The following is a 13,400-nucleotide window of genomic DNA, read 5'->3' as shown; positions in this document are numbered from 1 at the left end:
AATCGTTTCCGGCTGTAACGAATGTAAGTGCCGGATCAGTGCAGCCGGATGCTCGGGAAGCGGATGCCGCCCGGCGACGGCGGCACGACCTGCTGCGCGGGCACGTTGGTCGCGCTGCTCGGGTTCGGTGCCGCGGCCGATGCAGGCGCCGCAGCCGCCGGCGCCGATACCGGGGCCGCGCCGGATGCCGCAGCCGGTGCGGAAGCCGCAGCCGCGCCGCTCGCGGGTGCCGCGGCGCCCTCTTCCGGCATCTCGTAATTCGGCGGCGGCGCTTCGTTGCCGTAGTCCGGCAGGTTCGACTGCGCGGCCGTGCCGCCGCCGATCAGCGCCTGACGGCGCTGCAGGTACGCGTTGCGCACGAACGAGTACTTGTCGATCGCGGCCGCCTCGAGCACGTCGCCCGCGCCGAGCAGGTTCGCCCGCGTGTTGACGAGGTTCAGGCCGAACAGGCCCCAGCTCACGCTGTCGGGCCGCACGTAGGTGAGCGGATTGCCGGCATAGTCGACGGCAAGGCCCGCCGTGTCGCGCACCGTGCTCGGGCCGAGCAGCGGCAGCACGAGGTACGGGCCGCTCGGCACGCCGTAGTGGCCGAGCGTGATGCCGAAGTCGTTTGCATGCTTCGGCAGGTTCGCGAGCGTCGCGACGTCGAACAGGCCGCCGACACCGAACACCGTGTTGATCACGACCCGCATGATGTCGCCGACGCCGTCGGCGATCTTCAGTTGCACGATGTTGTTCGCCGCGATGTAGACGTCGCCGATGTTCGAGAAGAAGTTCGTCACGCTGTCGCGCATCGGCTGCGGCACCGCCCATTGGTAGCCGCGCGCGACGGGCTTGAGCGCGTAGTGGTCGACCGTGTCGTTGAACGTGTACATCGTCCGGTTGAAGCCTTCGAACGGATCGCCCTTCGTCGGCGTATGCACGGTCGCGCAACCGCTCAATGCCGCGGCCGCCGTGATCGCCAGCACCGCCTGGCTGATGCGGATCGTCTGCATGATGTTCTTCCCCTCGTTTCTTCTGTCGTGTTCCGCTTGCGCGACGTTCATTGCGCCGCCGCGCCCGAAGCAGCCGACGCAGGCACACCCGACGCGGCAGGCGCCGGCGCGCCCAACGCCGCGGCGGCCGGCTTTGCGCCGCCCGCGTCCGCGGCCTTGCTGTACAGGAACTGGCCGATCAGGTTCTCGAGCACGATCGCAGACTGCGTCATCGTGATCGTGTCGCCCGCCTTCAGCATTTCCGTGTCGCCGCCCGGCTCGAGGCCGATGTACTGCTCGCCGAGCAGGCCCGACGTCAGGATCTTCGCCGACGAATCCTTCGGAAACGGATACTGCTTGTCGATATCGATCGTGACGACCGCCTGGTAGGTGTTCGTGTCGAAGCCGATCGAGCCGACGCGGCCGACGACGACGCCCGCGCTCTTCACGGGCGCGCGCGGCTTCAGGCCGCCGATGTTGTCGAACTTCAGCTTGACCGCGTAAGTCGGCTGAAACGACAGCGAACTCATGTTGCCGACCTTCAGCGCGAGAAACAGCAACGCGAGAAAGCCCAACACTACGAAGAGGCCGACCCAGAAGTCGAGAGCAATCTTTTTCATCGTCATCCCAGAAAAGGCTTAGCTGAACATCAACGCGGTCAGCAGGAAATCGAGGCCGAGTACGGCGAGCGATGCGTACACGACAGTCTTGGTCGTCGCGTGCGACACGCCCTCGGGCGTCGGCTTCGCTTCGTAACCCTGAAACAGTGCGATAAACGTGACGGCGAAACCGAACACGATGCTCTTCAGCACGCCGTTGCCGATGTCGGCCCACACTTCGACGCCGCCTTGCATCTGCGACCAGAACGCGCCGGGATCGACGCCGATCAGCAGCACGCCGACGATGTAGCCGCCGAGCACGCCGACCGCGCTGAAGATCGCGGCGAGGAGCGGCATTGCGATGACGCCCGCCCACATCCGCGGCGCGATCACGTTCTTGAGCGGGTCGACCGCCATCATCTCGAGCGCGGTGAGCTGTTCGCCCGCCTTCATGAGGCCGATCTCGGCCGTGAGCGACGTGCCCGCGCGGCCCGCGAACAGCAGCGCCGACACGACGGGGCCCAGCTCGCGCACGAGCGACAGCGCGACGAGGAGGCCGAGCGCCTGCTCGGAGCCGTAGCGGTTCAGCGTGTAGTAGCCCTGCAAGCCGAGCACGAAGCCGACGAAGAGGCCCGACACAGCGATGATCACGAACGAATAATTGCCGAGGAAGTGGATCTGCTTCGTGACGAGCCGCGGCCGCCTCAGCAGCGAGAAGAATTCGAGCACGACGCGCGCGAACATCCGGGTCGCGTAGCCCGTGCGCTCGAGTCCGCCGAGCACGAAACGTCCGATCGCGCTGATCATCTGCGCCCTCCGCCAAGGCCGAAATCCGCCGCGAGCGGCTGGCTCATGTAATGAAATTTGAACGGGCCGTCCGGCGCGCCGTCGATGAACTGGCGCACGCTCGGATCAGTCGACGCGCGAAGCTCGTCGGGCGTGCCCTCGGCGAGGACGCCGCCGTTCGCGAGGAAGTAGACATAGTCGGCGATCGCGAACGATTCCGGCACGTCGTGCGTGACGAGGATCGACGTCGCGCCGAGCGCGTGGTTCAGCGTGCGGATCAGGTTCGCCGTGATGCCGAGCGAAATCGGGTCGAGGCCCGCGAACGGCTCATCGTACATGATGAGTTGCGGATCGAGCGCGATCGCTCGCGCGAGCGCGATGCGCCGCGCCATCCCGCCCGATACTTCGGACGGCATCAGGTTGCGCGCGCCGCGCAGGCCGACCGCGTTGAGCTTCATCAGCACGAGATCGCGGATCAGGTCTTCCGGCAGGTTCGTGTGCTCGCGAAGCGCGAATGCAACGTTGTCGAACACCGACATATCGGTGAAGAGCGCGCCGAACTGGAACAGCATGCCCATCTTTCGGCGCAGCGCGTACAGGCCGTCGCGCGTCTGCGCGCCGACGTCGGCGCCGTCGAACAGCACCTGGCCGCGGCGCGCACGCACGAGGCCGCCGATCAGGCGCAGCACGGTGGTCTTGCCGCAGCCGGAACCGCCCATCACCGCGACCACCTGGCCGCGCGCGAAGCGCATGTTCAGATTCGACAGGACGAGGCGCTCGCCGTAGCCGAAATCGACGTCGTGAAGCGCTAGCAGGGACTCGGAGGAGGAGCTCACGGAGCTGACAATCCTTATACGCAGAACGCCGAATTATAGGGCCTGCATTCGAATGATGTCGTGAAGGCCTCTCAGGCGTTCCAGTCAGAGATTGTCAAATTATCGTCCGAATATTTGCTGCATCGCAATAATCGCCGCTCGGTAATCGGCTGCGGCCGTGACCGCGCTGACGACGGCCGCGCTGCCGACGCCCGCCGCCAGCACGGCGCCGAGCGTGTCGACGGTGATGCCGCCGATCGCGACGAGCGGCGCCTGCGGCCCCGCGAAGCGCGCATAGCGCGCGAGCCGCGCCAGGCCCTGCGGCGGCGCGGCGACCGCCTTCGTCGTGGTCGCGAACACCGGGCCGAGCGCGAGGTAGCTCGGCTTCACCTGCAGCGCGACGAGCATTTCGTAATACCCGTGGCTCGACAGCCCGAGCCGCACGCCGGCCTGCGCGATCGCCGCAAGATCGGCTGTCTCGAGATCTTCCTGGCCGAGGTGGATGCCGTACGCGCCCGCGTCGAGCGCGAGCCGCCAGTGATCGTTGATGAACACGCGCGCGTCCGGATGACGGCGGCCCGCGGCGACGGCCCGCCCGATCTGGGCGCGCAGCGCGTCGGGCGACGCATCCTTCACGCGCAGTTGCACAGTCTTCACGCCGCAGTCGAGCACCCGCTCGATCCATTCGGCGCTCGGCAGCACCGGATACAGGCCGAGCCGGTGCGGGCACGCCGGGAACGCGGACTCCGGTGACGCGGCCACATCGAGCGCGCGCGGAAAGCGCGCCGGATCGACGGGCCAGGAATCGTCGCCGCGCGCCTCGTCGCCGTCGCGCCACGCGAGCGCGAGCACGAGCGCATCGGGCGCCGGAAAGCCGCAATCGAGGAACGCGGCGAGCGCGGCGATCCAGTCTTCGGCGAGCGGCGCGCGCGCGGCGAGCGCATGGCGCGCCGCGCCGGCGTACAGCGTCGCCAACGTGTCGTCGATGACGATCGCCTGCGCGCCCGCCGTAGTCAGCCGCGCGAGATGGGCGGCGTCGGCATCGGCGTCGCCTGCGGTCGCGACCCACAGGTCGCCCGCGCGCGGATGCTCGGGCGGCGCAAGGCAGATCCGCGAGCGCGCCGCGGGCTGCGGCCACACGCCGAGCGTCGCGCGAATCCGCTCGGCGGCCTCGGTAAGCTCGTCGGCGGGCGGCCAGAACGCGTCGGGCAGCGCGGCGCTCATGCGTGGCTCCCGTCCTGGTGCCAGAACGGCATCCCGACGACGGGCGTGCTCGCGTGCGCGGTCTCGCGCGCGTCCATCGGCCCGGCCAGGTACGCGGCGCGCCCCGCCTCGACGCCCTGTGCGAACGCGCGCGCCATGATCTCCGGATGCGTCGCCTGCGACACGGCGGTGTTGAGCAGCACGCCGTCGAAGCCCCACTCCATCACCTGGCACGCGTGCGACGGCACGCCGAGCCCCGCGTCGACGATGAGCGGCACGTCCGGCAGCCGCTCGCGCAGCACGCGCAGCCCGTACGGGTTCACGACGCCCTTGCCGGTGCCGATCGGCGCGCCCCACGGCATCAGCGCCTCGCAGCCCGCATCGAGCAGGCGCCGGCCGATCACGAGATCCTCGGTGCAGTACGGCAGCACCTTGAAGCCGTCCTTCACGAGCAGCGTCGCCGCCTCGATGAGGCCGACCGGGTCCGGCTGCAGCGTGTAATCGTCGCCGATCAGCTCGAGCTTGATCCAGTCGGTTTCGAACACTTCGCGCGCCATCTGCGCGGTCGTCACCGCCTCGGCGACTGTCTGGCAGCCCGCCGTGTTCGGCAACAGCGGCACGTTGTGGCGCTTGAGCAGATCGAAGAAGCCGGCCTCGGCCGCACCGGCGTTCATCTGGCGCCGCAGCGCGACCGTCACCATGCCCGGCCGCGCGGCGGCGATCGAATCGGACAGCGACTGCAGAGACGGATAGCGCGACGTGCCGAGCAGCACGCGGCTCGCGAAGGTTGTGCCGTGCAGCGTGAGCGTGTCGGCGGAAGAAAGAGGCGTCATCGGAAGATCCTGTGGGGGCGGGTGCAGGGACGAAGCTGGCGCGCCAACGCGTCAGCCGCCTGCGACCGGATGCACGATGTCGAGCTTGTCGCCCGCGGCGAGTGCGCGTGCCGCGTGCTGCGTGCGCGCGACGAACGCGCCGTTGATCGCGACCGCGAACGGCGGCTGCACGCCGTATGCGGCGAGCGCGTCGGCGACCGTCGCGCCGTCGGGCAGCGAGAGCGTCTGTTGATTGATCTGGATGTCCATGATGCTGTCGATATCGATTGATCGGATCGGCGGGCCGCGCTCACGCGGGCGCGTGCGCCGCGCCTTGCTGCAGCAGCGCCGGCCAGCGCGCGTCGTGGCGCCACGCGGCGAACGTGTCGGCATCCTTCACCGTACGCTCGACAAGCGCCCGTGCGAAGCGGACCGCGGTGTCGGCGACTTCCGGCGCGATCATGAAGCCGTGCCGGTACAGGCCGTTGACCGCGAGCGTCGCACCACCATCCCAGACGAGCGCCGGGCGATGGTTGGGCAGCGTCGGCCGGCATTGCGAATTCAGCTCGAGAATGCGCGCCTCGCCGAACGCCGGATGCACCGAGAACGCGGCGCTCAGCAGCTCGAGCGCCGAGCGCACGCTGACGGGCGACATGTCCTCGCCCTCGATCTCGGTCGCGCCGATCACGTAGAGATCGTTCTCTTTCGGCGCGACGTAGAGCGGATAGCGCGGATGCAGAAGCCGCACGGGGCGCGTGAGGCCGATGCCCGGCGCGTGCACGCGCACGACCTCGCCGCGGATCCCGCGCAGCGTCGGCATCTGCGCCTTCGCGCCGAGCCCGCGGCAATCGATCGTGATGCGCGCGACGGGCGCCGCCTGCGGCTCGATTGCGGTGTTCCAGTGCGCGTCGACGCCGCGCTCGGCGAGGCCCGCGGCGAGCGCGCGCAGCACCTGGCGGTTGTCGAGCTGGCCTTCGCGCGGCAGCAGGAGGCCGTGCGCGAAGCGCCCGGCGAGCGCCGGCTCGGCCGCGTCGACCTGTGCGCCCGCGAGCGCGACGAGGCCGCCGTCGAGCAGCTCGGCGCTCGCGTTCGCGCGCACGCGGCGCTCAAAGAGCGGCGCTTCCGCGCGGTCCGCGTGATGCCAGACGACGAGCGTGCCGTTGCGCTGGAAGAACACGGGCTCGGGCAGCTCGGCAAGCCAGCGCGGCCAGAGGTCGAGCGATGCGACGCCGAGATCGGAGATGAAGCGCTCGGCGCTCGCCGCTTCGGCGAGCGGCGCGAGCATCGCCGCCGCGATCCATGCGGCAGAACCCGAGCCCGCCGCATCGCCGCGCTCGTAGAGCGCGACGCGGTGCCCCGCGCCCGCGAGGCGCCACGCGATCAGACGGCCGACGAGGCCGCCGCCCAGCACCGCGAAATCGGGTTCAGACGCGTGCAGGTTCATCGCATCCGCCCGTCGTGTTCGTCACCGAGAGACGGCCCGAAAGGCGGGCCGGGGAAGCCGCCGCGGCCGACGGCTCGCAGCGAAGCAAAAGAACTGAAGATTGCACGGTCATCGATACCTTCCGTCACGCGCGAAGATGCGCACCCAAAAGGACGAAACCGGCGACTGAGGCCGGCCAGAACCATGCGACGCGCAGCTCGACAAAGCGACGGCGGCGGGCGCGGCCCGGCGGGATCGGAAACTTCCCGCGCCGGTATTACCCGGATCGGGTGCGAAGGGTCTCTCTCAGCCTCGCCGCGCATCCGGCCGTGCCGACCGGCAGGGCCGAGGCGCGCGAAGCACCCCTGTTTCGTCGACGGCCATTAGACCATAAAAGCGGAAACGGCAGCAAACCTCGGAATGCGGCAAATTCGCCTGCCGCACCGCGGCGCTGGCACAATGCCCGCAGGGCACGGCGCGCGAGCGACATCGCGGCGGCGGCGTGCCGATGTCGCTCCCGGCGTTAAGCGTCGTTTAAGACATGCTCGCCAGAATCCGCGGCACGCTCGCCGCGCGGCGGCGCCGAACGGGCGCGCCGGGCGCGGCGCGGCCGTCCGCCCGGCGTCGCCGGCCTCACATCAGGAAGCTCATGACTCAATCGATGCAAGCCCTCGCCCCCATTCCGGACGATCCGTCGCGACATCCGTCTCCGATATCCACGTGGAGCCTCATCAAGCCCTATTGGGTCTCCGAAGAGTGGAAGGTCGCGTGGGGACTGCTCGTCACGATCGTCGCGATCAATCTGACGCTCGTGTGGATCAACGTGCGGATCAACTCGTGGAGCGCGTCGTTCTACAACGCGCTGCAATCGAAGGACGTGCGCGACTTCCCGAGCCTGCTGATCACGTTCGCGGTGCTCGCGTTCGCGTTCATCATCCTCGCGGTGTACGGTCTCTACTTGCGGCAGATGCTCGGCTTCCGCTGGCGCCAGTGGCTGACGACGCGCTTCCTGCACGAATGGCTCGGCGACCGCAACTTCTACCGGATCGAGCGCGACCGGCTCGCCGACAACCCCGACCAGCGGATCGCAGACGACCTGCAGTCGCTCGCGTCGACGACGCTGTCGCTGTCGCTCGACCTGCTGTCGACGGTCGTCACGCTGATCTCGTTCGCGACGATCCTCTGGTCGATCGCCGGCGCGGCGACAATCACGCTCAGCGGCCACGCGATCACGATCCCCGGCTACATGGTGTGGGTCGCGATGATCTACGCGATCGCCGGTTCGTACGTGATGCACCGCTTCGGCCATCCGCTCGTGTCGATCAACTACCAGCAGCAGCGCGTCGAGGCGGACTTCCGCTTCAGCCTGATCCGCATCCGTGAGAACGCTGAGCAGATCGCGTTCTACAGCGGCGAGCCCGTCGAGACCGCGCACGAGCAGAACCTGTTCCAGCGGATCCGCGAGAACTGGTGGCGCGTGATGCGCTACACGAAGCGCCTCACGTTCGTGCTGAACTTCTACGCGCAGCTCGCGAGCCTCTTTCCGATCGCGGTCGCCGCGCCCCGCTACTTCGCAGGCGCGTTCACGTTCGGCGTGCTGATGCAGATCAGCCGTGCGTTCAGCACCGTCAGCGACTCGTTCTCGTGGTTCATCAACAGTTACGGCACGCTCGCCGAGTGGCGCGCGACCGTCAACCGTCTGCGCGAATTCAAGCGTGTGATGGGCGCGTCGCACCTGAAGGAAGCGATGTCGCCCGCGACCGAGCACGGCGGCATCAACCTGCATTACGTCGACACGGCCGAAATCACGACGTCGGGCCTAAAGCTCGCGCTGCCGAATGGCGCGGCGCTCGCGTCGATTGGCGACGTCGCGATCCAGCCCGGCTCGCGCTGGCTCGTACGCGGGCCGTCCGGCTCCGGCAAGAGCACGCTGATGCGTGCGCTCGCGGGCCTCTGGCCGTTCGGCGACGGCGCGATCGATGCGCCCGTCGACGCGCGGATGATGTTCGTCCCGCAGCAGAGCTACCTGCCGATCGGCGCGCTGAAGGCGGCGCTCGCGTATCCGTCGGCCGTCGACACGTTCAGCGACGACGCATGCCGCGACGCGCTGCGCGCATGCGGCCTCGGCGACTACGCCGAGCGGCTCGGCGAGACCGGCCACTGGACGCGCATCCTGTCGCCCGGCGAGCAGCAGCGTCTCGCGGGCGCCCGCGTGCTGCTGCACAAGCCCGACTATCTGTTCCTCGACGAAGCGACGAGCGCGCTCGACGCCGACAACGAAGCGCGCCTCTACCGGCTCTTCGACGAGCGGCTGCCGAAGGCGGCGATCGTCAGCATCGCGCACCGCGAATCGGTCGCATCGTTCCATGAGCAGACGCTCGACGTGCGCCGCGATGAAGCGAGGGTCGCCGCGTGAGCGGCGCACATTCTCGCGTCGCGCCGATCACGGGCGCGGGCTCGGAGATCAGCGCGGCGCGCGCACGCTCGCGGCGCCCGGCGGCGCGCTGATGCTGCATGCGCGCGGCGCGGACGAAGCCGCGCGCGAGCGGTTCGCCGCGGTGGACGATCGATGCCGCGCGGCGGGGCGCCGCATGCGCGGCGTTCGCCGCGGATCTCGCCGCCGGGCACGAACCGGAGATCAATTTCGACGGGGCGACGCTCGCGCGGTACGGCAGCGGGCGATGAGCGGCCGGTGCGTGGAGGTCGGCGATGCGCCAGCGGGACGCGCGGCCGCAGATCGTGTCCACGCTCGCCGACGATCGTAAATGCCAAGAAGTGTCGCCGAATGCCGGTCGGCGACGCAGCCGGTCATTTCGTCAGACGGGCGAAAGAGAGGATATCGAACGACAAGCGGCCGGCGCCGCGATCGCTTCGGGAACCTGAGCATTCGGCGAAATGCCGATCGACAACCAGGCCCCGCGCTACGCTCGCCCCGCCGTCATCCACGCAGCGCCGCCGACGCGAGCACCCGATGCTCGGCGCCCGGGCGCGTGAGAATGCTCTCGTAGAGCGTGAGCGTTTCGAACCGCAACGCGAGCGGTATGCCGCTTACGGCATCGTTCGCGCTGTCGGTCGCCACGCGATGCGCGTCACGCGGAAACCGCGCGATCGTCACGTGCGGCTTGAACGCGCGGCTGTCGGGCGGCAAACCGAGCTCGCGTAATGCGCCGCCCACCCGCTCGCCGAGCGCGAGCAATTGTGGCTGCGGCGCGAGCTCCGCGACGACGAGCCGCGCATGCGCGGTGCTCGGCCAGCAGACGACGCGCTCGACGTCGACGGGCGGCACCGCGTCGACCGCCGCGAGTTCGGCAAGGCGCGCGCCGAGCCGCTCGCTCTTCGTCCGCTCGACCGAGCCGAGGAACGCGATCGTCACGTGCAATTGGTCGCGCGACGTACGCCGCGCACCAGCGGCGACGGGCAGCGCCGCGAGCGCGTCGCGCGACGCCCGATCGAGCGTGAGCGCGACGAAGCAGCGCAGCCGGTCGCCCGCCATCGTCACCGCGCGGAGCCGAGCGGCCCCGCGGCCTGAGCCGCGCCCGCGCCACCCGCGCCGTGCGCCGCTGCGAGCTTGTCGCCCTGCGGCAGCGGCCCGTGATCGCCCCACACGTCTTCCGGGAGCACCTTGGCGAGCGTGGGAATCGTCTTGCGCGTGAACACCGGATCGGCCACGCCCGCCGCGCGCTGGCGCTGGTAATCGCGCCACGCGGCGAGCGCGTACTTGCCGAGCGCGAGGATCGCGAGCAGGTTGATGAGCGCCATCAGGCCCATGCTCGTGTCGGCCATCGCCCACACGAGCGGCAGTTGGCCGACGCTGCCGAACATCACCATCCCGAGCACCGCGAGACGGAAAATCAGCAGCGCGCCGCGTCGCCGCGTGACGAACTCGACGTTGCCTTCCGCATACGCGTAGTTGCCGATCACCGACGAGAACGCGAGGAAAAAGATCGCCACCGCCATGTAGATGCCTCCCCAGTCGCCGACGTGGCTCGAGATCGCGCGCTGCGTGAGCGCCGCGCCCTCCATCGACGTGCCCGGCTCGTACTGCCCCGACAACAGGATCACGAACGCGGTCGCGCTGCAGATCACGATCGTGTCGACGAACACGCCGAGCATCTGGATCAGGCCCTGCGTGACCGGATGCCGCGTGCTCGCGGTCGCGGCCGCGTTCGGCGCGCTGCCCATCCCGGCCTCGTTCGAGAACAGGCCGCGCTTCACGCCGATCGACACCGCCTGGCTCACCGCATAGCCGGCGAAGCCGCCCGCCGCCTGATCGAGGCCGAACGCGCTCTTCACGATGAGCACGATCATCTCCGGCACGAGCGCGACGTGCGTCGCGACCGCGTAGACGGCGAGCGCGAGATAGCCGATCGCCATCACGGGCACGATCACCTGCGCGACGTGCGCGATCCGGCGAATGCCGCCGAAGATGATCGGCGCCGTCAGCGCGACGAGCCCGAGCCCGACCGCGGCGCGGCTGAAGCCGAACGACGTGTTGAACGCCTCGGCGATCGCATTCGCCTGCACCGCATTGAACACGAAGCCGAACGCGAGGATCAGCGACAGCGAGAACAGCACGCCGAAGCCGCGCGAGCGCAGCCCGATCTGGATGTAGTACGCGGGGCCGCCGCGATACGTGCCGTCATGATGCGACACCTTGAAGATTTGCGCGAGCGTCGCTTCGACGAATGCGGACGACATCCCGACGAGCGCCGTCATCCACATCCAGAAGATCGCGCCCGGGCCGCCCACCGTCATCGCGACCGCAACGCCCGCGATGTTGCCCGTGCCGACGCGGCTCGCGAGCCCGGTCGCGAATGCCTGGAACGACGAGATGCTGCCCGGCTCGCCCTTGCTGCCGACGAGGCGCATGCTGAGGAACAGCGCGCGCAACTGGATCATCCTGAAGCGCAGCGTGAACCACACGCCGGCGCCGAGCAGCAGCGCAATCAGCACGTAGTTCCAGAGAATGCCGTTGATCCCGTCGATCAACGTATGCACAAAGCCTTCCATCCATCATCTCCTGATTTGGGGGCGGATTATTCTTGATTCCGGTCATAGCCGGCCGAGGGCCGACATGATATGACAGGTTTCGCCGACACTTACAAAATGAAATTTTTGTAGAGAAAGATGAAAGGATGTGCACGATGCGCGGCGCCCATCGACGACGCCTTCGCGATCCATGCGATGCGCGCGCCGCCGAGCGATCGCGCATAAAAAAACCGGGCGCCCTCATGGACGCCCGGTTCGTCGAAACGACGCTCTGGCGAACGACGCTCGCTCAGCGCGGCAGTTCCGAGCTGCCCGTCAGGTACGCGTCGACCGAGCGCGCGCACTGTCGGCCTTCGCGGATCGCCCAGACGACGAGCGACTGGCCCCGGCGCATGTCGCCCGCGGCGAACACCTTGTCGACCGACGTGTAGTACGCGCGATCGCCTTCGGTGCCCGCACGCGCGTTGCCGCGCGCGTCCTTCGCGACGCCGAACGCGTCGAGCACGGGCGCGGCCGGCTGCGTGAAGCCCATCGCGAGCAGCACGAGATCGGCCTTGATCTCGAACTCGGAATTCGGCACTTCCTGCATCTTGCCGTCGACCCACGCGACGCGCACCGCGATCAGCTTCTCGACCTTGCCGTTCTTGCCTTCGAAGCGCTTCGTCGCGACCGCCCAGTCGCGCTCGCAGCCTTCGTCGTGCGAAGACGACGTGCGCAGCTTGACCGGCCAGTACGGCCACACGAGCGGCTTGTTCTCCGCTTCGGGCGGCTGCGGCAGCAGCTCGAACTGCGTGATGTGCTTCGCGCCGTGGCGGTTCGACGTGCCGACGCAGTCCGAGCCCGTATCGCCGCCGCCGATCACGACGACGTGCTTGCCCTTCGCGAGCAGTTGATCGGGCACCTTGTCGCCCGCGTTCACCTTGTTCTGCTGCGGCAGGAAATCCATCGCGTAATGGATGCCCGCGAGCTCGCGGCCCGGCACCGGCAGATCGCGCGGCGTTTCCGAGCCGCCCGCGATCACGACTGCGTCGAACTCGTCCTTCAGCGTGTCGGGCGAGATCGTCTCCTTCGCCATGTTGCCGATCGACTCGGGCAGCGGCTCACGGCCGATGAACACGCTCGTGCGGAACGTCACGCCTTCCGCCTCCATCTGGCGCATCCGGCGGTCGATCAGCCACTTCTCGAGCTTGAAGTCGGGGATTCCGTAGCGCAGCAGGCCGCCGATCCGGTCGCTCTTCTCGAACACCGTCACGTCGTGGCCCGCGCGCGCGAGCTGCTGCGCGGCGGCGAGGCCCGCGGGGCCCGAGCCGACGACCGCGACCTTCTTGCCCGTCTTGTGCGCGGCCGGCTGCGGCTCGACCCAGCCTTCCGACCACGCTTTGTCGATGATCGCGTGCTCGATCGACTTGATGCCGACGGGATCGTCGTTGATCCCGAGCGTGCACGCCGCTTCGCACGGCGCCGGGCAGATGCGGCCCGTGAACTCGGGGAAGTTGTTCGTCGAGTGCAGCACTTCGATCGCCTGCCGCCAATCCTGGCGATACACGAGATCGTTGAAGTCCGGAATGATGTTGTTGACGGGGCACCCGTTGTTGCAGAACGGGATGCCGCAATCCATGCAGCGCGCGCCCTGGATCTTCGCATCCTCGTCGGTGAGTGCCGCGACGAACTCCTTGTAGTGCTTCACGCGTGTAAGCGGTGCTTCGTACGCCTCGTGGCGGCGTTCGAACTCCAGAAAACCGGTTGCCTTGCCCATAAGGTTCTCTTCTGAATCTGTTGAATCGAGTAAGGGGGACCCG

Annotated in this window: 12 protein-coding genes and 1 riboswitch; of the genes, 1 reads left to right on the top strand and 11 read right to left on the bottom strand. The window is 68.7% G+C overall.

Translation table 11 applies throughout. From position 1 onward, the window contains the following. Positions 1-35: 35 nt before the first annotated feature. The 8 genes from WS69_RS18915 to WS69_RS18880 all read right to left on the bottom strand — a co-directional run bounded on the left by WS69_RS18915 (position 36) and on the right by WS69_RS18880 (position 6,633). A complete protein-coding gene (locus WS69_RS18915) occupies positions 36-995 on the bottom strand; it encodes an MlaA family lipoprotein (RefSeq protein ID WP_059472258.1) in 960 nt (319 codons plus the stop codon). Between the two features lie 47 nt (positions 996-1,042). Beyond that, the gene (gene mlaD / locus WS69_RS18910) at positions 1,043-1,600 is read right to left on the bottom strand and encodes an outer membrane lipid asymmetry maintenance protein MlaD (RefSeq protein ID WP_059472222.1); all 558 of its coding nucleotides are present in this window, start codon (positions 1,598-1,600) and stop codon (positions 1,043-1,045) included. Positions 1,601-1,612: 12 nt separating this feature from the next. Beyond that, the gene (gene mlaE, locus WS69_RS18905) at positions 1,613-2,380 is read right to left on the bottom strand and encodes a lipid asymmetry maintenance ABC transporter permease subunit MlaE (RefSeq protein ID WP_059472221.1); all 768 of its coding nucleotides are present in this window, start codon (positions 2,378-2,380) and stop codon (positions 1,613-1,615) included. Then, positions 2,377-3,195, bottom strand: a complete 819-nt coding sequence (locus WS69_RS18900; RefSeq protein WP_059472220.1) for an ABC transporter ATP-binding protein — start codon at positions 3,193-3,195, stop codon at positions 2,377-2,379. The genes mlaE and WS69_RS18900 overlap by 4 nt, the downstream gene beginning before the upstream one ends. 99 nt (positions 3,196-3,294) lie before the next feature. Then, complete coding sequence (thiE, locus tag WS69_RS31465) at positions 3,295-4,398, bottom strand: thiamine phosphate synthase (protein ID WP_082716304.1); 1,104 nt, start codon at positions 4,396-4,398, stop codon at positions 3,295-3,297. Then, entirely contained in the window at positions 4,395-5,210 is an 816-nt protein-coding gene (locus WS69_RS18890; RefSeq protein ID WP_059472219.1) for a thiazole synthase, read from the bottom strand. Before WS69_RS18890 ends, thiE begins: the two co-directional genes overlap by 4 nt. Positions 5,211-5,261: 51 nt before the next feature. Further along, entirely contained in the window at positions 5,262-5,459 is a 198-nt protein-coding gene (gene thiS / locus WS69_RS18885; RefSeq protein ID WP_059472218.1) for a sulfur carrier protein ThiS, read from the bottom strand. Positions 5,460-5,499: 40 nt separating this feature from the next. Continuing rightward, positions 5,500-6,633, bottom strand: coding sequence for an FAD-dependent oxidoreductase (locus WS69_RS18880; RefSeq protein ID WP_059472217.1), 1,134 nt, complete (start codon positions 6,631-6,633; stop codon positions 5,500-5,502). 225 nt (positions 6,634-6,858) lie between these two features. Further along, positions 6,859-6,989, bottom strand: a riboswitch (TPP riboswitch). A gap of 272 nt (positions 6,990-7,261) precedes the next feature. Between WS69_RS18880 and WS69_RS18875 the strand changes: the two genes are divergently transcribed. Continuing rightward, positions 7,262-9,028, top strand: coding sequence for an ABC transporter ATP-binding protein/permease (locus WS69_RS18875; protein ID WP_059472256.1), 1,767 nt, complete (start codon positions 7,262-7,264; stop codon positions 9,026-9,028). Between the two features lie 522 nt (positions 9,029-9,550). Here the strand turns inward: WS69_RS18875 and thpR are convergent. The 3 genes from thpR to WS69_RS18860 all read right to left on the bottom strand — a co-directional run bounded on the left by thpR (position 9,551) and on the right by WS69_RS18860 (position 13,357). Then, the gene (gene thpR / locus WS69_RS18870; RefSeq protein WP_059472216.1) at positions 9,551-10,111 is read right to left on the bottom strand and encodes an RNA 2',3'-cyclic phosphodiesterase; all 561 of its coding nucleotides are present in this window, start codon (positions 10,109-10,111) and stop codon (positions 9,551-9,553) included. Next, positions 10,108-11,622, bottom strand: a complete 1,515-nt coding sequence (locus WS69_RS18865) for an alanine/glycine:cation symporter family protein (protein ID WP_059472215.1) — start codon at positions 11,620-11,622, stop codon at positions 10,108-10,110. The genes thpR and WS69_RS18865 overlap by 4 nt, the downstream gene beginning before the upstream one ends. A gap of 268 nt (positions 11,623-11,890) precedes the next feature. Continuing rightward, positions 11,891-13,357 (bottom strand): glutamate synthase subunit beta, encoded by a 1,467-nt coding sequence (locus WS69_RS18860; RefSeq protein WP_059472214.1) that lies wholly within the window; start codon positions 13,355-13,357, stop codon positions 11,891-11,893. Between the last annotated feature and the right edge of the window lie 43 nt (positions 13,358-13,400).

This window comes from Burkholderia sp. BDU5, assembly GCF_001522845.1.
Lineage (GTDB): Bacteria > Pseudomonadota > Gammaproteobacteria > Burkholderiales > Burkholderiaceae > Burkholderia > Burkholderia mayonis.
Note: the sequence above shows the minus strand (reverse complement) of the source record. Positions and strands in the feature narration are given on the sequence as shown.

Coding starts and splice junctions, on each gene's coding strand:
- WS69_RS18890 (WP_059472219.1), bottom strand. CDS start 5,210: ATGACGCCTCTTTCTTCCGCCGACACGCTCACGCTGCACGGCACAACC.
- mlaE (WP_059472221.1), bottom strand. CDS start 2,380: ATGATCAGCGCGATCGGACGTTTCGTGCTCGGCGGACTCGAGCGCACG.
- WS69_RS18860 (WP_059472214.1), bottom strand. CDS start 13,357: ATGGGCAAGGCAACCGGTTTTCTGGAGTTCGAACGCCGCCACGAGGCG.
- thiE (WP_082716304.1), bottom strand. CDS start 4,398: ATGAGCGCCGCGCTGCCCGACGCGTTCTGGCCGCCCGCCGACGAGCTT.
- mlaD (WP_059472222.1), bottom strand. CDS start 1,600: ATGACGATGAAAAAGATTGCTCTCGACTTCTGGGTCGGCCTCTTCGTA.
- WS69_RS18915 (WP_059472258.1), bottom strand. CDS start 995: ATGCAGACGATCCGCATCAGCCAGGCGGTGCTGGCGATCACGGCGGCC.
- WS69_RS18880 (WP_059472217.1), bottom strand. CDS start 6,633: ATGAACCTGCACGCGTCTGAACCCGATTTCGCGGTGCTGGGCGGCGGC.
- WS69_RS18875 (WP_059472256.1), top strand. CDS start 7,262: ATGACTCAATCGATGCAAGCCCTCGCCCCCATTCCGGACGATCCGTCG.
- thiS (WP_059472218.1), bottom strand. CDS start 5,459: ATGGACATCCAGATCAATCAACAGACGCTCTCGCTGCCCGACGGCGCG.
- WS69_RS18865 (WP_059472215.1), bottom strand. CDS start 11,622: ATGGAAGGCTTTGTGCATACGTTGATCGACGGGATCAACGGCATTCTC.